Source organism: Micromonospora sp. CPCC 205546, assembly GCF_036902715.1.
Classification (GTDB): Bacteria; Actinomycetota; Actinomycetes; order Mycobacteriales; family Micromonosporaceae; genus Micromonospora.
Genome location: NZ_JBAKHL010000004.1, coordinates 73,759 through 92,584 on the forward strand (window position 1 = coordinate 73,759; position 18,826 = coordinate 92,584).

Sequence of the window (18,826 nt, forward strand, 5' to 3'; positions counted from 1 at the left end):
CACCGGGAGCCGGAAAAGGTTGGGTGGCCGTTCGCGAAGTGCCGGACGGCGTCGGCGCGACGACGCGGGGCCGTCTGTTGCGCGCGGGGTGCCCCGATCCCACGCCGATGGGCCGCGCGGCTGTGGCCGGCGCGGTCAGGCGTCGGGCGTGCCGCGCAGGTAGCGCTGGACGGTCGGCGCGACCCAGGCGACCAGCTCGGCCGGGTCGGCGTCGACCACCGGGGGCAGCCGGAGCACGTACCGCGTCAGCGCCAGGCCGAGCATCTGGCTGGCGACCAGCCCGGCCCGCCGCGGGGCCTCCGCCGGGTCGGGCACGACCCGGGTCACCGCGATGGTGAGCTGGTCGGCGAAGATGCCGCGCATCCGTTCGGCCGCCGCCGGGTTGGTGGCGGCGGTACGCAGCAGCGCGGCCATCGTCCCGTCGGTCTCCCACCGGTCGACGAAGTGCCGGACCAGCAGCTCGCCGAGTCGTTCGGGTGGCGCGTCGGCCAGCTCGGGCAGCCGCAGGTCGAACTCGGCCGCCGCCGCGAAGAGCCCCTCCTTGCTGCCGTAGTAGCGCATGACCATCGAGGGGTCGATCCGCGCGTCGGCTGCGATGGCCCGGATGGTCGCCCGGTCGTAGCCGTCGGCGGCGAAGCGTTCCCGGGCGGCCCGCAGGATCGCCGCCCGGGTGGCGTCGGAGCGGCGGGTACGGCTCGGCGCGGCGTCGGTCATGCCCACGACCGTATGCCAACGCCTGTTGACACTCCATCAGTGGCCGGCCTACCGTTGCCAACACACGTTGGCCAACATTCGTTGGCACGCGCGGGACGGAGGTCGGCGATGCTGCCCACGAGCACGGACGTCCTGGTGGTGGGTGCCGGCCCGACCGGGCTGACCGCCGCGCTGACCCTGGCCCGGCGCGGGGTCGGAGTGACGGTGGTCGACCGGCTGGACCGGCCGCCGCAGACCTCCCGGGCGGCGGTGGTGCACGCGTACACCCTGGAGACGCTGGACCGCATCGGCGCCGGCGCCCCGCTGGTGGCGCGCGGGCTGCGGTCGCCGGGGTTCACCGTCCGCGACCGCGACCGGGCGCTGCTCACCATGCCGTTCGACACGCTGCCCTCCCGGCACGCCTACGCGCTGCTGGTCTCCCAGGCGGTCACCGAGGAGGTGCTCGCCGGGCAGCTCGCCGCGCTCGGCGTCGCGGTGCTGCGCCCGTACGCGATGACCGGGCTGGCCCCCGACGCGGCCGGCGTGGTCGCCACCTTCGCGGGCGGCGCGACGGTCCGGGCCCGCTACGTGGTCGGCGCCGACGGGATGCACAGCACGGTGCGGGAGCGCGCCGGGATCGGCTTCGCCGGTCCGGCCGGCGGCGAGGAGTCGTTCGTCCTCGCCGACGTCCGGCTGGCGAGCGCGCTGCCCCGCGACCGGGTGTCGCTCTTCCTGGCCCGCTCCGGTCCGCTGGTCTGGGCGCCGCTGCCCGACGGGGTGGTCCGCCTGGTCGCGGCGGTGGACGGGGCTCCCGCCGCGCCCGACCGGGCATACCTCCAGGCGCTGCTCGACGAGCGCGGGCCGGCCCGCCGCCCCGACCGGGTGACGGAGGTGCTCTGGGGCTCCCGGTTCCGGGTCCACCACCGGATCGCCGACACCTTCCGCAGCGGACCGGTGCTGCTCGCCGGCGACGCCGGGCACGTGCACAGCCCCGCCGGCGGCCAGGGAATGAACCTCGGCATCGTGGACGCGGTGGACCTCGGCGAGACGCTCGCCGACGTGCTGGCCGGCGCGCCCGACACGCTGCTGGACGCGTACGCGGCCCGGCGCCGGCCGATGGCCGAGGAGGTGGTGGCTCTCGCCGCCCGGCTGACCCGGCTCGCCACCCTGCCGCCGGCCGCCCGGCCGGCCCGGAACCTGCTGTTCCGCCTGCTCGGCGCCGTGCCGCCGGCCCGGCGCAGGGCCGCGATGCGCCTCTCCGGGCTCGATCGGCGAAACGGGACGCGCGGCCAGGCGTCCCGGTGGAACTGGCGGGACGGGGCGCGCGGCTAGGCTGCCCCGGTGGGTCAGGTGTGGCGGGACTGGGGTGGCGTGCTGCTCGCCGCAGCCGCCGGGCTGCCCCTGCTGGCCCTGCTCACCGCCGTGCTCGCGCGCCACCGGCGCGACGCCGCGACGGCTCGCGAGTCGTGGCGGCGCAGCGTCGCCGAGGTGGGCGCGGTGGCCGGCACCCTGCCGTGGGTGTGGATGATCCTCACCCCCCGGCCCGCGCCCCGGCAGGTCGACCCGGTGCCGCTGCGCGACCTGGCGGACCTGCTGACCGGCCCGCCGACGACCGCCGTGGTCCAGGTCGTCGGCAACCTGCTGGTCTTCGCCGCGCTGGGCTTCTTCGCCCCGGTACGCGTGGCCGCCCTGGCCGGCGTCGGCCGGCTGTTCCTGCTCGGGGCGGCCGGTTCCGTGCTGGTCGAGTCGCTCCAGTACGCGCTCGACCTCGGCCGGGTGTCCTCGGTCGACGACGTGCTGCTCAACGCGACGGGTGCCGCGCTGGCCGGCCTGCTGTCCCGGCGCTGGTGGGCCGCGGGCGGTCCCGGGACACGCCCGGCGGGCAGGCCGGACGGCGGCGGGAGCCGCCCGGCCACGGTCACCGCCGCGACCGCCCCGGGATCGCGGGTCGAGGGCCCCTGACGTGGTGCTGTCGGCGGTGGACGTGAGCCAACCGACGGTTGACGGAGGCTCCACGTCGGGCCGGTCGAGGTCTACGCTTGCCCGGTGACGGTGGAGCAGCAGGCACGGGGCAGGGCGGGCGGTGCCGCGGGGCCGGGCCGGCGCCGGTCCCGCAAGGACGAGATCCTGGAGATCGCGGTCGGCCTCTTCGCCTCCCGGGGCTACCACGGCGTCTCGATGGACGACATCGGCGCGGCCGCCGGGGTGACCGGCCCGGCGCTCTACCACCACTTCGCCGGCAAGGAGGCCATGCTGGTCGCCGCGCTGATCCCGGTCAGCGAGGAGCTGCTGGCCGGCGGCCAGGAGCGCTCCACCGGCCACCCCGACGACCCGCGCGGCGCGCTGGAGTCGCTGATCGACTTCCACGTCGACTTCGCGCTGGCCAACCCGGCGGTGATCGCCCTGCACCTGCACGAGCTGGACCGCCTCCCCGACGAGCCGCGCCGCCGGATCCGCCGGCTCCAGCGGCTCTACGTCGAGCAGTGGGTGACGGTGCTGACCACGCTGCACCCGGGCCTGCCCGACGGCGAGGCGCGGGTGCTGGCCCACGCCGCGTTCGGCCTGATGAACTCGACGCCGTTCCTGGGTGGCGAGGTGGACCGGCGTCGCCGGGCCGAGCTGCTCCGCGCCGCCACCCTGGCCGCCCTCGTGGCCCACCCCGGCTCCTGACCCCGACGCCAATTCGTCAGCAACCTTTCGGCCATGGTTCCCTAGCACCCGTCCCCACCCCCGGACGCTGGGAGGAAACATGATCGAGTCGCTGCTGGTCGCCAACCGGGGCGAGATCGCCCGCCGGATCATCCGGACCGCCAGGCGGCTCGGCATCCGCGCGATCGCGGTGCACTCGGAGGCCGACGCCGGCCTGCCGTTCGTGACGGAGGCCGACGAGGCGGTGTGCGTGGGACCGGCCAACCCGGCCCAGAGCTACCGCAACGTCGAGGCCGTCCTCGCCGCTGCCAAGTCGACCGGTGCGCAGGCCGTCCACCCCGGCTACGGCTTCCTGTCCGAGAACGCCGACTTCGCCCGTACCGTCGAGGCGAGCGGGCTGATCTGGGTCGGGCCAGGCGCGGACGCGATCACCGCAATGGGCGACAAGATCAACGCCCGGAACCTGATGGCGGCGGCCGGCGTGCCGGTCGCGCCCGGCACCACCGACCCGGCGGCCGACCTCGACGCGGCGGTCGCCGCGGCGGCGGAGATCGGCTACCCGGTGATGGTCAAGGCCGCGGCCGGTGGCGGCGGCATGGGCATGGGCGTGGCGGTCGACGAGGCCGCGCTGCGCACCGAGTACGACAAGGTGCGCTCCTTCGCCGAGCGGATGTTCGGCGACGGCTCGGTGCTCATCGAGCGGTACTTCCCCCGCGTGCGCCACGTCGAGGTGCAGATCCTGGGCCTGGCCGACGGCCGGGTGGTGGCGCTCGGCGAGCGGGAGTGCTCCGTGCAGCGCCGCAACCAGAAGCTGGTCGAGGAGTCGCCGTCGCCGGCGGTCTCCCCGGAGCTGCGCGAGCGCTTCCTGGCCGCGGCCGTGCGCGCCGGCGAGGCGGTGAACTACCGCAACGCGGGCACCGTGGAGTGCCTCCTCGACCCCGCCACGCAGGAGTTCTTCTTCCTGGAGATGAACACGCGGCTCCAGGTGGAGCACCCGGTGACCGAGCTGGTCTACGGCGTCGACCTGGTCGAGGAGCAGCTGCGGGTGGCCGCCGGCCTGGCGCCGACCTTCGACCCGGACGCGCTCGCCCCGCGCGGGCACGCCATCGAGCTGCGGGTCAACGCCGAGGACCCGAAGCGGTTCCTGCCCGGCCCCGGTGTGATCAGGACCTGGGTGGAGCCGACCGGCGAGGGCGTACGGGTGGACTCGGGCTACGTCGAGGGCAACACCGTCACCCCGTTCTACGACAGCCTGATGGCCAAGCTGATCGTCAGCGGCGCGACCCGGGCCGAGGCGGTCGAGCGGGCGCGGGCGGCGGTGGCCGCGTTCGAACTCTCCGGCCCGAAGAACAATCTCCCCTTCTTCGCCGAGCTGCTGGAGAACCAGGAGTTCCTCTCCGGCGACTACGACACGGGCATCGTCTCCCGCATGCGCTGACCCCGGCGGGTTCGCTGCGTCGATCATGAGGTTGGCGGTGTGGTTCGTCGCTTCTGCCGCGGCCGACCTCATGATCGGCGCCGCCGGGTGCGGAACGGGTGGCGTGGGTGGGAGGCTGGGAGGACCCAGCACAAGCACTGCGTCACAGTGAGGTGACCCCTTATGGCGGAACTGCCAGGCTCCGTGTCGATCCGCGAGGTCGGGCCGCGCGACGGGCTCCAGAACGAGGACCCGATCCCGACCGAGGCCAAGGTGCGGCTGCTCGACGCCCTCTCCGGCACCGGTGTGCGGCGGATCGAGGCCGTCTCGTTCGTGCATCCCAAGGCGATCCCGCAGATGGCCGACGCCGACGAGGTGTGGCAGCGGGCCGTGAAGGCCGACGGCGTGCGCTACTCGGCGCTGGTGCCGAACACCCGGGGCGCGCAGCGCGCCCTGGCGGCCGGGTTCACCGAGATCGAGGTGGTGGTCTCGGCGAGCGACACGCACAACCGGCGCAACGTCAACCGCTCCACCGACGAGTCGCTGGACGACATCGCCGAGCTGATCGACCTGCTGCACGGCGCCGGCGCGCAGGCCGAGGTGATCGTGGCGACCAGCTTCGGCTGCCCGTACGAGGGGGACACCGATCCGGCCCGGGTGGCCGCCATCGTCGACCGGGTGGTCCGCGACGGCGCCGACCGGGTGGCCTTCGGCGACACCACCGGCATGGGCACGCCCCGGCGGGTCCGCGAACTGCTGACCGCGGTACGCGACCGCAACGCGCACGTGCCCGTGCTGCTGCACTTCCACAACACCCGGGGCACCGCGTTGGCCAACATGCTGACCGCGTTGGAGCTGGGGGTGACCGAGTTCGACGCCAGCGTCGGCGGCCTCGGCGGCTGCCCGTACGCGCCGGGGGCCAGCGGCAACCTGGCCACCGAGGAGGCGGTGCACATGCTGCACGACATGGGCGTCGACACCGGCATCGACCTGGACGCGCTGATCGAGGTGGCCGAGCTGGCCGAGGAACTGGTCGGCAAGCGGCTCCCGTCCGGGGTGCTCCGCGCGGGCCCGCGTACCCGGTTGACTCCCCTCCCCGCCTGACCCCGCCCCCTCCTGTCCCTGCCGGTGATCAAGAGGTTCGCGTCGGATTCCGCGAGTGGGTCGGACGCAAACCTCTTGATCAACACGGCGAGGGCGCGGCGAGGGTGTGGCGAGGGTGTGGCGGTGTGGGTCGCCGGAGGGGAGGGCCATGCGCTAGCCTAACGATCGTTCAGGTCAGTCGGTCCGCCCGCGAGGTGACCGGCTCAGGTGGCGAGGGAGTCGGCGTGACGCTCGACGGTGAGGCACTGGAGCAGCTGCGCAAGCGGGCCCGTGCCGGCGGTGCGGACAAGTACCACGCGGCGAACGCCGCCAAGGGCAAGCTCTTCGCCCGGGAGCGGGTCGCGCTGCTGGTGGACGAGGGCTCCTTCGTCGAGGACGGCCTCTACGCCAACGCGATGGCCGAGGGTCTCCCGGCCGACGGCGTGGTCACCGGCACCGCCACCATCGACGGCCGGCCGGTCTGCCTGATGGCGAACGACTCCACGGTCAAGGCCGGCAGCTGGGGCGCCCGCACCGTCGAGAAGATCATCCGGATCATCGAGCGGGCCTACTCGACCAGCGTGCCGATGGTCTACCTGGTCGACTCGGCCGGGGCCCGGATCACCGACCAGGTCGACCTCTTCCCCGGCCGCCGCGGCGCCGGCAAGATCTTCTGGAACCAGGTCCGCGCCTCCGGCTCCATCCCGCAGGTGTGCGCGCTGTTCGGCCCGAGCGCGGCCGGCGGGGCGTACATCCCGGCGTTCTGCGACGTGGTCGCCATGGTCGACGGCAACGCCAGCATGTACCTCGGCTCCGACCGGATGGTCGAGATGGTCACCGGCGAGAAGACCACGCTGGAGGCGATGGGCGGCGCCAAGGTGCACTGCGCCGAGTCGGGCGTCGGGCACTTCCTCTGCAAGACCGAGGCCGACGCCCTCGACGTGGTGCGGCGCTACCTGTCCTACCTGCCGGCGAACTGGACGCAGCAGCCGCCGGCCGCGCCCGCCGTCGCGGCGCCCGAGAAGGCCGACCTGGCCGCGCTGGTGCCGGCGAGCGAGCGGCAGGCGTTCGACATGCGGCGGTACGTCAAGGGCCTGCTCGACGACGGCTCCTTCTTCGAGATCCAGGCGCTCTGGGCCAAGGAGCTGACCATCGGTTTCGGCCGGCTGAACGGCGAGGTCGTCGGCGTGGTCGGCAACAACTCGATGTTCAAGGGCGGCGTGCTCTTCGTCGACTCGGCCGACAAGGCGACCCGCTTCGTGCAGCTCTGCGACGCGTTCAACGTGCCGCTGCTCTTCCTCTCCGACGTGCCCGGGTTCATGGTCGGCAGCGCCGTGGAGAAGCAGGGCATCATCCGGCACGGCGCCAAGATGATCACCGCGATCTCGGAGGCGACCGTACCCAAGATCTGCGTGGTGGTCCGCAAGGCGTACGGCGCCGGCCTCTACGCGATGGCCGGTCCCGGCTTCGAGCCGGACGCCACGATCGCGCTGCCCACCGCCAAGATCGCGGTGATGGGCGCCGAGGCGGCGGTCAACGCGGTCTACGCCAACAAGATCGCCGCGATCGAGGACGAAGCCGAGCGGGCCGCGTTCGTCGCCGCGAAGCGCGAGGAGTACGAGCGCGACATCGACGTGGTCCGGCTCGCCAGCGAGCTGGTGATCGACGCGATCGTCGAGCCCCACGAGCTGCGCGCCGAGCTGGTCCGTCGGTTCGCCGCCGCCCGCACCAAGGATCGGCACTTCTCGCGGCGCCGGCACGGCGTCACCCCGGTCTGATCCCGTCGCCGGCCCATCGGCCGGCCCGGGCCCGCACCGCACCAGCGACCCGTCCGTTTCCGGCGTCACGAGCGCCCGGCGGCCCATCCACACAGGAGGATTCCATGGACTTCCGGCTCACCGAGGAGCAAGAGGCGCTGCGGGAGAGCGTGCGGGAATTCGCGCGCGAGGTGGTCGCCCCGGTCATCGCGGAGCACTACGAGAAGCACACCTTCCCGTACGAGGTGATCCGGCAGATGGGCAAGATGGGCCTGTTCGGCCTGCCCTTCGCCGAGGAGCACGGCGGCATGGGCGGCGACTACTTCGCGCTCTGCCTCGCCCTGGAGGAGCTGGCCCGGGTCGACTCCAGCGTGGCGATCACCCTGGAGGCGGCGGTCTCGCTGGGCGCGATGCCGATCTACCGCTTCGGCACCGACGAGCAGAAGGCGACGTGGCTGCCGAAGCTGCTCAGCGGCGAGGCGCTGGCCGGCTTCGGGCTGACCGAGCCGGGCACCGGCTCGGACGCCGGCGGCACCCAGACCCGCGCCGTGCTCGACGAGTCCACCGACGAGTGGGTGATCAACGGATCCAAGGCGTTCATCACCAACTCGGGCACCGACATCACGGCGCTGGTCACCGTCACCGCGGTCACCGGCACCCGCCCGGACGGCGCCAAGGAGCTGTCCACCATCATCGTGCCCTCCGGCACGCCGGGCTTCACCGTCGCGCCCGGCTACTCCAAGGTCGGCTGGAACGCCTCGGACACCCACGAGCTGACCTTCGACGACTGCCGGGTGCCGGCGGCGAACCTGCTCGGCGAGCGCGGCCGGGGCTTCGCCCAGTTCCTGCGCATCCTCGACGAGGGGCGCATCGCCATCGCCGCCCTGGCCGTCGGCCTCGCCCAGGGCTGCGTCGACGAGTCGGTCAGGTACGCGAAGGAGCGCCAGGCGTTCGGCCAGCCGATCGGCAACTACCAGGCGATCCAGTTCAAGATCGCCGACATGGAGATGAAGGCGCACACCGCCCGGCTGGCCTACTACGACGCGGCGGCGCGGATGCTCGCCGGCGAGCCGTTCAAGCGGCAGGCCGCCATCGCCAAGCTGCACGCCAGCACCATCGCGGTGGACAACGCCCGGGAGGCCACCCAGATCCACGGCGGCTACGGCTTCATGAACGAGTACCCGGTGGCCCGGTTCTGGCGCGACTCCAAGATCCTGGAGATCGGCGAGGGCACGTCCGAGGTGCAGCGCATGATCATCGCGCGCGATCTGGGCATGTGACGACGACGGGCCCGGTGACGTGGGGCAGCCCCCTCCGCGTCGCCGGGCCCGTTCCGTGTCGTCGGATGTCCGGGCCGTTGTCGGAAATGCGCACCATGTCGTCGGCAGGGCGACGCTCGTCTGCCGTCGGTCGTACCCACTCCGTACCCTTCCTGCCCATGACGCCGGATCACGATCGTTCGCCGCAACCGGGCGGTCGGACCGGGCTGCCGGAACTGCTGCGCGGGCACCGGCTCGCCGCCGGTCTGACCCAGGCCGAGCTGGCGGGCCGCGCCGGCGTGGGCGTCCGGACGGTCCGCGACCTGGAGCGGGGCCGCTCGTCCCGGCCGCAGCGCACCACCGTCGAGTTGCTCGCCGGGGCGCTGCAACTGGCCGGGGCCGCCCGGTCGGCGTTCCTGGCCGCCGCCCGGGGACCGGCACCGGCCGCCCCGCCGGTCACTCCCGGGAACGCCCCGCCGGCCCACGTCGACCCCGACCGCCACGCCGGTACGCCGCCCGCGCTCCCGCCCCCGGTCGCGCTGGTCGGCCGGGACGGCGACCTGGCCGAGCTGGCCGGGCTGTTCACCGACGGGCCCGGGCCCCGACTGGTCAGCCTGGTCGGGCTCGCCGGGGTGGGCAAGACCGCGCTGGCCCTGGCGGTGGTCCACGCCGTCGCCCGGCACCATCCCGGCGGGGCGGCCGGCGTGCTCATCGGCGAGGGCTCGGACGCCGCCGACGTGCTCTCCGCCTCGGTCGCCGTCTTCGGCGTCGCCCGGCTGCCGGAGCTGACCGCCCGCCTCGACGGCCTGCCGGCGCTGCTGCTCGTGGACGCGGCCGAGCGGGCTCCCGACGCGGTCGCCGAGACGGTGCACCGACTCGCCGGCGCGGTGCCGACGCTGCGGGTGCTGGTCACCGGCCGGCACCCGGTCGGCCTGCCCGGGGAACGGGTGTGGCCGGTCGCGCCGCTCGACGTACCGCCGCCGGGCAGCGAGCGGGACGGCCCGGCGGCGCTGGCCCGCTATCCCGCCGTGGCCCTCTTCACCGCCCGGCTCGCCCAGGTCCGCCGGGAGCCGCCCGGTCCCGCCGAGCTGCCCGCCCTCGCCGCCCTGGTACGTCGCCTGGGCGGGCTCCCGCTAGCCATCGAGCTGATGGCGGCCCGGGGCCGGATCCTAGACCTCAACGAGCTGCTCGACCGGTACGGCGATCGCGTGCTCGACCTGGCCACCTCGTCGGCGGCGGCCGAGCGGCCGGGCTGGGACACGACGGAGCCGGGCCGTCCGGAAAGCCCCCGGGCGGCGGTGGCGGAGACCCTGCGGGACGCGGTCGCCATCAGTTACCGCCTTCTCGCCCCGGACGAGCGGGCCGCCCTGCGCCGGCTGGCCGCGTTCGGCAACCGCTGGTCGGTCGAGATGGCCGAGGAGATGCTCGCCGACCCCGCCGACCGGGACGGGACGGTGGTCGTGGACCCGGTCCCGCTACTCGACCGGCTCGTCGAGCTCGGCCTGCTGAGCGTCCGGGGCACCGGGCCGTTCCGGTTCCGCCTGCTCGACGCCGTACGGGACTTCGTCACCGAGCAGGCGATCGGCGCCGGGGAGCTGACCTCGATCCGGTGCCGGCACGCGCAGGTGATCGCCCGGCTGGTGGCGCGGACCGCACCGGAGTTGGTCGGCGCAAACCTGCCGACGGCGGTGCGCCGCCTGGACGAGGTGACCGGCGACATCAGCTCCGCCCTGGCGCACGCCGCCGTCGACGACCCGTTGACGGCGTTGCGGCTGGCGGCGGCGCTGTCGCGGTGGTGGCGGTTCCGGGGGCGGGACGTGCCCGGCCGGCAGTGGCTGCGGCGCCTGCTGGCGGATCCGCGTACCGCCGACGTCGACCCGGTGCTGCGGGCGTGGGCGTCACTCGGGGTGGCCCGGCTCGCCGCCGAGCACGGCGCCGGGGCGGAGGAGGTGCCGGCCGCGCGGTGGGCGTTGGCGGCCTTTCAGGAGGCCGGCGACGTCACCGGCGAGTTGGACGCGCGGTCGGTGCTCTGTGCGCTCCTGATCGCCCTCGGCGAGCACGACGAGGCGCGCGCGCAGGCCGAGGCGGTGCTCGCGCTGGCCGTCCGGCACGGGCGGATCCGGGACATGGCGGTGGCGCAGAACAACCTGGCCTGGCACGACATCCGCGCCGGTGACCTGACGGCTGCCCGGCGCCGGCTGGCGGCGGTCGACCGGCTCGCCGCGCAGTGCGGGGAGCGGCGGCTGCGGGTGCTCGCGCGGGCCAACCTCGCCGAGGTGTCCCGCCTCGAGGGCCGGTACGCCGACGCCGTCGACCAGGGCCGGCGGGTGGTGGCGGCGCTGGCGGACCTCGGCGATCCCGGCCACCGACGTCGGGTGCTCGGCACGCTGGGGCTGGCACTGGCCCGCGATGGTCGCTCCGGCGAGGCGGCCGAGGTGCTGGCCGAGCTGCGCCCGCCCCCGGGGTCGACCGGGTCGCGCCTCGGTCACGGGCGCCCGCCGGGCGCGACGGCGCTCGGGGCGCGCCCGGAGGACGGGATCTGCGCGTTGATCGAGGGGACCCTGGCTCTGCACCGGAGCGATCGTGAGCTGGCGGCGGAGTGGTTCGCCGCGGCGGCGGAGGCCGGTGGCGGCGGTCCGGACCGGCGTGACGTGGTGGAGGCGCTGGTGGGATTGGCCGCCAGCTCGGGTGATCCCGCCGTGCTGGACCGCCTCGACCGGGCCTTCCGGCAGAGCGGTGTGCGGCTGCTGCCGCACGAGGAGGAGCTGCTGCGCGTGCCGACCGTGAGCCGGCGCGCGTAGCGCGCACGGTCCGGCCACGGCGGGCGCGGATCGCGGCGTGGGGCGCGCAAGCGGTGGTGTGGGGCGTCCCGCAGAGCGGACCGGGGGTGGCGCAGGCGACGAAGCCCCTCTTGCTATCCCCTCGCCCGTCGCCCGCCCCGCCACCCCCGGTGCGTCCCCCACTGCCTGAACACTAGCCACCGCCCGCACGCGGCTCCGCCCGGTTTGCTCGGCTATCGTCCCCTGGTAGCGGCAGTTCTGCCGCTCTTTCTGCCGGTGCCGAGCCGGCTTTCCGGGCAGGGATCAGGGCGGCGTGACGGCTCCGTCGCAGTCCGCGGCGGACCCGGTGCTGCCGGCGGTGGCACCGGGGTGCACCGCGTCGCGGACCCGGCGCAGCCCGTCGAGCAGGGCGTCCAGCGCCTCCGGGTCGAGCTGGCCGGTGAACCACTGCTCGATGATCCGCAGGTGCCCGGGCAAGGTCTCGTCGAGTCGTTGCAGGCCGGAGGCCGTGACCACCGCGAACGAGCTGCGCCGGTCGGAGGGGCACGCGCGGCGGGTGAGCAGCCCGTCGCGTTCCATCCGGTCCACCACCCGGGTGACGCCGCTGGTCGAGAGTGAGGTCTGCGCGGCGAGGTCGGTCATCCGCAACTGGTTGCCGGGTGAGCGGGCGAGTCTGGTCAGCACCTCGAACTCGACCGGGGAGAGGCCGTGCTCCTCGAATTGGGCGGCGAACCGGGCCGAGAGCCCGGCGTGCGCCTCGACGAGCAGGCCGACGGCGGTGATCCGGGGGTCGTCGAACACGTTCTGGTCCACGCGCCCATCGTAGCAGTACTTGACACGGGGAATGTTGTTATGCCTATAGTTGCTTCGACAGTCGTTGGGCTACTAAACAACTTTCCCCACGGAGGGCAGCTTCATGACCAGCAGCACCGCACCGGTCACCCGCGACTGGGACGGCCTCACGATCCCGACCGCCGGCACCTATCTGCTGGACGCCGCGCACAAGCGCGTGGGCTTCGTCGCCCGCCACATGATGGTGAGCAAGGTGCGTGGTGAGTTCGCCGACGCGAGCGCCACCATCACCGTCGCGGAGGACCCGTCGCAGTCCTCGGTCGACGCCACCATCCAGGCGGCCACCATCAACACCAACCAGGCCGACCGGGACGCGCACCTGCGCAGCCCCGAGTTCCTCGACGTGGAGAACTTCCCGACCCTGGAGTTCCGCAGCACGGCCGTGAAGTCCCGCGACGGCAACGAGTTCGTCCTCTCCGGCGAGCTGACCATCAAGGGCGTCACCCGCCCGGTCGACCTGGAGGTCGAGTTCGAGGGTGTCGGCCGCAGCCCGTTCGGGCAGGACATCTTCGGCTTCTCCGCCTCCACCGAGATCGACCGCGAGGACTTCGGCCTGACCTGGAACGTCGCCCTGGAGACCGGGGGCGTGCTCGTCGGCAAGAAGATCAAGATCGAGATCGAGGGCGAGGCCGTCCGTCAGGCCTGATCCGCCGTACCGTCTCCGGGCCCGCGCCGCACCACGGCGCGGGCCCGGAAGCGTGTACGCGGGGCGCGTGGCGCCGGCCGAGGTGTAATTTGTCACGACTCATTCGCGGTCCGGTCCGGTGCCGGGCGGGCCCGGCTGGGTAGAGATGCCGCCGGGAGCGCGTCCGCCGACCGGAACACGGTCGTCCCGGTCGTGGGACCGGCGGGACCTCCTCTGGTCCCGGCGATGCCGAAACTCCTAACGTGGAGGGTTCACCACGCGCTCACCGGGCCGACACGGCTCGACTGCGCCTCGCGCCGGGAGGAAACATGGGCAGGGACGTCGAGCAGGGCGCCTTCTCCCGGGAGGACCGGATCCGCTACCGACACAAGGTGCGGCGGTGCCTGGACGTCTTCGCCCTGATGCTGGACGACTTCGGCTTCGACGCCGACCGGCCGATGACCGGGCTGGAGATCGAGCTGAACCTGGTCGACTCGGCGGCCGAGCCGGCGATGCGCAACGAGCAGATCCTCGCCGACATCGCCGATCCGCTCTTCCAGACCGAGCTGGGCCAGTTCAACCTGGAGCTGAACGCGCCGCCCCGGCTCATCGAGGGCAACGGGTTCGCCGACTACGAGCAGGACCTGCGCGGCAGCCTCTCCCGCGCCGACGAGCGGGCCGCCAAGTCGGACGCGAAGATCGTCCTGGTCGGCATCCTGCCCACCCTGACCGAGCGCCACCTGGTCGAGGACAACCTCTCGACCAACGAGCGCTACCGGGTGCTCAACGACCAGATCGTCGGCGCCCGGGGTGAGGACATCGAGCTCGACATCAGGGGCGTCGAACGCCTGCAGACCCACACCGACTCGATCGCGCCGGAGGCCGCCTGCACCAGCCTCCAGTTCCACCTCCAGGTCGCCCCGGACAGCTTCGCCGACTACTGGAACGCCTCCCAGGCCATCGCCGGGGTGCAGGTGGCCGTCGGCGCCAACTCGCCCTTCCTCTACGGGCGCCAGCTCTGGGCGGAGACCCGCATCGCCCTGTTCGAGCAGGCCACCGACACCCGGCCGGACGAGCTGAAGGCGCAGGGCGTACGCCCCCGGGTCTGGTTCGGTGAGCGCTGGATCACCTCGATCTTCGACCTCTTCGAGGAGAACGTCCGCTACTTCCCGCCGCTGCTGCCGATCTGCGAGGACGAGGACCCCGTCGAGGTCCTGCACGCCGGCGGCGTACCCGAGCTGGGCGAACTGCGTCTGCACAACGGCACCGTCTACCGGTGGAACAGGCCGGTCTACGACATCATGAACGGCCGCCCGCACCTGCGCGTGGAGAACCGGGTGCTGCCGGCCGGCCCGACCGTAGTCGACATGCTGGCCAACGCCGCCTTCTACTTCGGGTTGGCGCGCGGCCTGGCGGAGGCCGAACGACCCATCTGGAGCCAGCTCACCTTCAGCTCCGCCGAGGAGAACTTCCACGCCGCCGCCCGACGCGGCATGGACGCCGTCCTGCACTGGCCCCGCCTCGGCGACGTGCCGGTGACCAAGCTGGTCCTGGACGTCCTGCTGCCCACGGCCGTCGCCGGGCTCGACCGGTTCGGGGTGGCGCCGGCCGAGCGCGACCGGCTGCTCGGCATCATCGAGCAGCGCTGTCGTACGGGTCGCAACGGCGCGGTCTGGCAGACCGAGGCGGTCTGGGCGGCCGAGCGCCGCCTCGGCATGGACCGGAACGCCGCCCTGCACCACATGGTGCAGCGCTACGCCGAGCTGCAACGCGGCAACGAGCCCGTGCACACCTGGCCCGTCGACTGACCCGAACGGGCGCACTGCACGAGGTCGTCCCGCCCGGGCGCACGGCACCCGGTGCGCCGGGCTGTGCGACCGGAGTCGTCCCGTCCGGGTCCACGGCACTCCGCCCGCCGTGGCCGTGTGACGTACCCGTCCCGCCCGGGGCGTCCCACGGCGGGGCGTGGGGACCGGACGGCGTTCAGCGGGTGCGGCGGCCGGAGCGGGGTCGGCGGCCGGTGGCCGGCGGTTCCGCCGGATCGTCGGCGGCCGGGTCCCCGGTCCCCGACGTCGACGTGTCGTTTCCGGCGGACGGGACGGCCGGCTCCCCGGTCGGTGTGCCGGACGTGGCAGTGGACCTCGCGGCGGGAACCGGCGTGGATTCGCGGTCGGCGGGGGAACCCGGGGGCTTTCCTCCGCCCGCCGCGGCGGCGTCCCGGTCCGGCGCGGTGCCCCCCGGCGTCGCGTGGGGGCCGCTGCCCTGCGATGCCGTGACGGTGCCGGGGTCGCCCGGCATCGTGACGGTGCCGGGGTCGCCCGGCGGCCCGGAGGTGTCGACGCCGTCCGACGACGTCCGGGCGTCGCCGGCCGGGTCGACGTGCCGTCCGACGACGACAGGGTCGCCCGGACGGTCGGCGGGCTCGCCGGAGCGTTGGCGGGGCACCCGCACCGGTCCCCGGGCCGCGGCCCGTCCGGCGGCCCGCTGGGCGAGGGCGGTGACCAGGACGGCGCCGCCGACCCCGATGATCACCGCGTACGGCGCGATCAGGTGCGCCGACACCTGCTCCGGGCTGATCGCGGTCAACCTCGGCACCGCCAGGAAGTACGCGGTCGCGACGAGCAGCGGTCCCGCCGCACCCGAGGCGGCCGCCCCGACGCGGCGGTCGGGACACCGGGCGTCCCGGCGGGCGGCGAGGGCACCGATCACCAGCGCGGAACCGAGGGACAGCAGGGCCCCCGGCCAGTAGAAGTAGTCGCGGATCCAGTACCGCCCGTCGTCCGGGCCGAGCTGCCAGATGCCGAGCTGCGCACTGGTCAGGCCGCGTCCCGCCAGCACACCGTCCACGACGGCGATCACGGCGAGCAGCCAGAGCCAGCAGACGGTGGCGATCACGTTGTTCGCGGCGGCCCGCGAGCGCAGCGCCCAGACCGCCGCCAGCACCCCGACCAGCACCCCGACCGCCGCGTAGACCGCCGCGACGTTGCGGGGCGAGCCGGTGTCCGCCACCGCGACCGCCTCCCGGGCCGGTACGGCCACCAGCAGCACGGTTATCAGCGCGCCCACGCCGGCGGCCACGGCGAGCGCGGCGGAGGCGAGGGCGCCGATGCCCGGTCCGGCGGGGGCCGCGTCGGCGGGGGTGACGCCGGCCGCTCCGGTGGAGGTCGCGTCAATGGGGGTGGCGCCGGCCGGTCCGGTGGGGGTCGCGTCGGCGGGGCCGGTGTCCGGTGCCGGGGCCCGGTCATGCAGCCGCTGGGCACAGACCGCGCCGAAGACCGTCGAGGTGGCCGCGATCCAGGTGGCCCAGATGAGGCCCGCCACCCAGGCGGTCGCGCCGGCGGTCGCGTCCGCCGGCGCCCAGTTGATGATGCCCAGCCCGTAGCCGAAGCCCAGTTGGGCCGCGCCCGCGCCGGCAGCGACGCCGATCGCGGTCGCGATCGATCCTCCCCAGCCCAGTCTGGCCATGCGGGGGAGCGTAACGTCCCGTGGTCAGCGCGGCGAGTCGTGGCGGTCCGCCGAGGCGTCCGCGACGACGTCGGCGTCGGCGGGAGCGGGTACGGTCGCTGGTGATCGAGGCGGGGTGGGCTGAATGACGGACGGGGACACGGGCGTGCGCGACGACGCCGGGCCGAACCGGTCGACGCTGCTGCTCAGGGGTGGGCTGGCCGTCGTGCTGCTGGCGGCCGTCGGCGCGACCGGCGGCTGGATCCTGGCCGGCGGGGACGAACCACGGACCCCACCGACGGCGGCGGCGGAGGACGCGTCCCTCACCGCTGCCCCGGGCGCGGCCCGGCCGACCCCGACCCGGTCCGCGCCGGCAGCGGCTCCCCGGACGACCACGCCCAGCCGCCCGGCCGGGCTGACGGTCCCGGCGGTCGTCGGCGAGGACTTCACGGACGCCCGCGACGAGCTGCGCGAGAAGCGGCTGGGTTGGCGGCTCGTCTTCGGCCGTGGCACGGGGACGACGGTGGAGCGCACCTCTCCGCAGGTCGGGACCGAGGTGCAGCCCGGGCGCACCGTGACGCTCTACGTGAGCGGCCCGGCGCCGGCCACCACCGTGCCGGACGTGGTGGGCGAGGACTGCGACGACGCGGCCGACGAGCTCGTCGACGAGGGCTTCTATCCGCAGTACCGCACGGGCAGGACCGGCGCGGTCAGCCGCCAGGATCCGGCCGGCGACGGCACGGGCCGCTGGAACGACCAGGTGTCGATCTGGTGCGGCGACGCGCCGGAGGACGGCGGGTCGGCCTCGCCGACGCCGTGACGGAGCGTCCGGCACGCTGATCCCGGCCGATGGGCCCCGGGACCGCTAGGTTGGCGGTCAGGGGCCCGCGACGCCCGCCCGGGCCGGGAGAGGACGTGCCATGCGTCAGCGAGCGAATCATCGGCGCGGTGCGGTGGTGGTGCCTCAGGTCGGCACGCAGCCGAGTGGAGTGCCGGCATGAGCGACGACCGCCAGGAACCGCCCGCCGGGGAACACGACGACCGGACCCGTCCGCTGCCTCCGCAGGGCGATGCCCCGCCCGACCGTACGGCCGCCTTGCCGCCGGAGCGGTCCGGGCCGGCGCCCTGGTCCGGGCGGGCGGAGGTGCGCCCCGCCGGGCCGGCCGACCAGCCGGAGGCCGAGTGGTACGCCGAGGACCAGGGCCCGCGGCGCTGGTGGCTACCGATCCTGTGGGGCGTAATCGCACTGTTGCTGGCCGGCCTGCTCGGCGTCGGGCTGTGGCTGGCCCTCCAACCGGCGGACGACGACGACCCGAGCGGGCCCGAGCCGTCGCCGTCGGTGACGCGCGCGTCACCCACCACCGCTGCACCGACCTCAGCCGCCCCCACCAGTGCGTCGCCCTCGGCGTCCCCCACGGCGTCGGAACCGGCCCGGCTGCCGATGCCACCGGTGGTGAACCTGCCGCTGGAGACCGCGCAGGGCATCCTGGACGACGTCGGACTGGGCTACCAGGTGGAGTACGAGACGTCCGACCGCCCCGCCGGCACGGTCCTGCGCAGCGAACCGGAGGCGGGGGAACTGGTGCCGGAGGACGAGGAGGTCACCCTGGTGGTGGCCCGCACCGCCACCTCGCCGACCGGTGGGGTCACGCCGTCGGTCGAACCGACCGCCACCCGGTGAGCCGCTGACCGCACCGCTGCGGGCCGCGTCACCACGAGCGGCCGCGTCACCACATGCGTCTTCTCGTCCCGACCATGCCGAGCCCGGCCAGCGAGATGGCCAGGCCGAAGATGCCGGACCAGAAGAGGGAACGGCGGACGTCGTCCGGTGCGGGGCGGGCGGCCTGCGCCGCGCCGCCGGCCAGGTCGGCCGGAGCGTCGGTCCCGGCGACGGCGGGTGCGGGCTCGTCCGCGGCGCCGAGCGCGTCCGGTTCGTCCGGCCCGCCCAGCGCGTACGGGGGGTCGAGGGCGTCCGGCCCGTCGTAGCCGTCCATCGGGTCCTCGTCCACCACCGTGATCTCCGGTGCGGGGACCGGCGTGGTCAGCCGGGTGGTGGACGAGAGGGCGGGATCACGGACCACGACCACCAGCATGGTGGCGGCGCCGATCAGCGCCAGGAGTCCGAAGGCGTAGGCGATACGGGAGCGGTGGTGCCGCCGCGCGGCGGGCTGATTGACCATGGCCATCCCAGGTTCGGGGTCCTGGACGCGCGGGGTGGAACGTGCCGGGGTGGGCGTACCTCATCCTATGGCGACGGCACGCCCCTC

General features: G+C 74.5%; 16 protein-coding genes. 12 read left to right on the plus strand and 4 right to left on the minus strand.

Translation table 11 applies throughout. The features are described 5' to 3' along the window. Nucleotides 1-135: 135 nt before the first annotated feature. On the minus strand, nt 136-714 hold the full coding sequence (locus V6U77_RS02375) for a TetR/AcrR family transcriptional regulator (protein WP_334604442.1): 579 nt from the start codon (nt 712-714) through the stop codon (nt 136-138). 108 nt (nt 715-822) lie between these two features. Between V6U77_RS02375 and V6U77_RS02380 the strand changes: the two genes are divergently transcribed. From V6U77_RS02380 to V6U77_RS02415, 8 genes are all read left to right on the plus strand, one after another. Further along, on the plus strand, nt 823-2,025 hold the full coding sequence (locus V6U77_RS02380; protein ID WP_334604443.1) for an FAD-dependent oxidoreductase: 1,203 nt from the start codon (nt 823-825) through the stop codon (nt 2,023-2,025). Nucleotides 2,026-2,034: 9 nt separating this feature from the next. After that, on the plus strand, nt 2,035-2,655 hold the full coding sequence (locus tag V6U77_RS02385) for a VanZ family protein (RefSeq protein ID WP_334604445.1): 621 nt from the start codon (nt 2,035-2,037) through the stop codon (nt 2,653-2,655). A gap of 84 nt (nt 2,656-2,739) precedes the next feature. Continuing rightward, complete coding sequence (locus tag V6U77_RS02390) at nt 2,740-3,363, plus strand: TetR/AcrR family transcriptional regulator (RefSeq protein ID WP_334604446.1); 624 nt, start codon at nt 2,740-2,742, stop codon at nt 3,361-3,363. Between the two features lie 79 nt (nt 3,364-3,442). Beyond that, nucleotides 3,443-4,780 carry an acetyl-CoA carboxylase biotin carboxylase subunit gene (locus V6U77_RS02395; protein ID WP_334604447.1) on the plus strand — a complete coding sequence of 446 codons (1,338 nt, stop codon included), beginning with the start codon at nt 3,443-3,445 and terminating at the stop codon, nt 4,778-4,780. A gap of 171 nt (nt 4,781-4,951) precedes the next feature. Beyond that, the gene (locus V6U77_RS02400) at nt 4,952-5,863 is read left to right on the plus strand and encodes a hydroxymethylglutaryl-CoA lyase (protein ID WP_334604730.1); all 912 of its coding nucleotides are present in this window, start codon (nt 4,952-4,954) and stop codon (nt 5,861-5,863) included. 224 nt (nt 5,864-6,087) lie between these two features. Further along, nucleotides 6,088-7,620: an acyl-CoA carboxylase subunit beta gene (locus tag V6U77_RS02405; RefSeq protein ID WP_334604448.1), complete on the plus strand. Its 1,533-nt coding sequence runs from the start codon at nt 6,088-6,090 to the stop codon at nt 7,618-7,620. A 104-nt stretch (nt 7,621-7,724) separates the two neighbouring features. Continuing rightward, nucleotides 7,725-8,879, plus strand: a complete 1,155-nt coding sequence (locus V6U77_RS02410; RefSeq protein WP_334604449.1) for an acyl-CoA dehydrogenase family protein — start codon at nt 7,725-7,727, stop codon at nt 8,877-8,879. A 158-nt stretch (nt 8,880-9,037) separates the two neighbouring features. Further along, nucleotides 9,038-11,659 carry an ATP-binding protein gene (locus tag V6U77_RS02415; protein WP_334604450.1) on the plus strand — a complete coding sequence of 874 codons (2,622 nt, stop codon included), beginning with the start codon at nt 9,038-9,040 and terminating at the stop codon, nt 11,657-11,659. 282 nt (nt 11,660-11,941) lie between these two features. Here V6U77_RS02415 and V6U77_RS02420 read toward each other — a convergent pair whose 3' ends face one another. Beyond that, nucleotides 11,942-12,451, minus strand: a complete 510-nt coding sequence (locus tag V6U77_RS02420) for a MarR family winged helix-turn-helix transcriptional regulator (protein WP_334604451.1) — start codon at nt 12,449-12,451, stop codon at nt 11,942-11,944. A 103-nt stretch (nt 12,452-12,554) separates the two neighbouring features. Here V6U77_RS02420 and V6U77_RS02425 point away from each other — a divergent pair, with 103 nt between their 5' ends. Together V6U77_RS02425 and V6U77_RS02430 are read left to right on the plus strand one after the other, a co-directional pair. After that, nucleotides 12,555-13,136, plus strand: coding sequence for a YceI family protein (locus tag V6U77_RS02425; protein ID WP_334604452.1), 582 nt, complete (start codon nt 12,555-12,557; stop codon nt 13,134-13,136). Between the two features lie 308 nt (nt 13,137-13,444). After that, nucleotides 13,445-14,923, plus strand: a complete 1,479-nt coding sequence (locus V6U77_RS02430; RefSeq protein ID WP_334604453.1) for a glutamate--cysteine ligase — start codon at nt 13,445-13,447, stop codon at nt 14,921-14,923. A 175-nt stretch (nt 14,924-15,098) separates the two neighbouring features. Here V6U77_RS02430 and V6U77_RS02435 read toward each other — a convergent pair whose 3' ends face one another. Next, entirely contained in the window at nt 15,099-16,580 is a 1,482-nt protein-coding gene (locus V6U77_RS02435) for a hypothetical protein (RefSeq protein WP_334604454.1), read from the minus strand. A 124-nt stretch (nt 16,581-16,704) separates the two neighbouring features. Between V6U77_RS02435 and V6U77_RS02440 the strand changes: the two genes are divergently transcribed. After that, nucleotides 16,705-17,379, plus strand: a complete 675-nt coding sequence (locus tag V6U77_RS02440; protein ID WP_334604455.1) for a PASTA domain-containing protein — start codon at nt 16,705-16,707, stop codon at nt 17,377-17,379. 177 nt (nt 17,380-17,556) lie between these two features. Further along, complete coding sequence (locus tag V6U77_RS02445) at nt 17,557-18,240, plus strand: PASTA domain-containing protein (RefSeq protein ID WP_334604456.1); 684 nt, start codon at nt 17,557-17,559, stop codon at nt 18,238-18,240. A gap of 46 nt (nt 18,241-18,286) precedes the next feature. Here V6U77_RS02445 and V6U77_RS02450 read toward each other — a convergent pair whose 3' ends face one another. Further along, nucleotides 18,287-18,745 (minus strand): hypothetical protein, encoded by a 459-nt coding sequence (locus V6U77_RS02450; RefSeq protein ID WP_334604457.1) that lies wholly within the window; start codon nt 18,743-18,745, stop codon nt 18,287-18,289. Between the last annotated feature and the right edge of the window lie 81 nt (nt 18,746-18,826).

Coding starts and splice junctions, on each gene's coding strand:
- V6U77_RS02375 (WP_334604442.1), bottom strand. CDS start 714: ATGACCGACGCCGCGCCGAGCCGTACCCGCCGCTCCGACGCCACCCGG.
- V6U77_RS02380 (WP_334604443.1), top strand. CDS start 823: ATGCTGCCCACGAGCACGGACGTCCTGGTGGTGGGTGCCGGCCCGACC.
- V6U77_RS02395 (WP_334604447.1), top strand. CDS start 3,443: ATGATCGAGTCGCTGCTGGTCGCCAACCGGGGCGAGATCGCCCGCCGG.
- V6U77_RS02410 (WP_334604449.1), top strand. CDS start 7,725: ATGGACTTCCGGCTCACCGAGGAGCAAGAGGCGCTGCGGGAGAGCGTG.
- V6U77_RS02415 (WP_334604450.1), top strand. CDS start 9,038: ATGACGCCGGATCACGATCGTTCGCCGCAACCGGGCGGTCGGACCGGG.
- V6U77_RS02425 (WP_334604452.1), top strand. CDS start 12,555: ATGACCAGCAGCACCGCACCGGTCACCCGCGACTGGGACGGCCTCACG.
- V6U77_RS02430 (WP_334604453.1), top strand. CDS start 13,445: ATGGGCAGGGACGTCGAGCAGGGCGCCTTCTCCCGGGAGGACCGGATC.
- V6U77_RS02435 (WP_334604454.1), bottom strand. CDS start 16,580: ATGGCCAGACTGGGCTGGGGAGGATCGATCGCGACCGCGATCGGCGTC.
- V6U77_RS02440 (WP_334604455.1), top strand. CDS start 16,705: ATGACGGACGGGGACACGGGCGTGCGCGACGACGCCGGGCCGAACCGG.
- V6U77_RS02445 (WP_334604456.1), top strand. CDS start 17,557: ATGAGCGACGACCGCCAGGAACCGCCCGCCGGGGAACACGACGACCGG.
- V6U77_RS02450 (WP_334604457.1), bottom strand. CDS start 18,745: ATGGCCATGGTCAATCAGCCCGCCGCGCGGCGGCACCACCGCTCCCGT.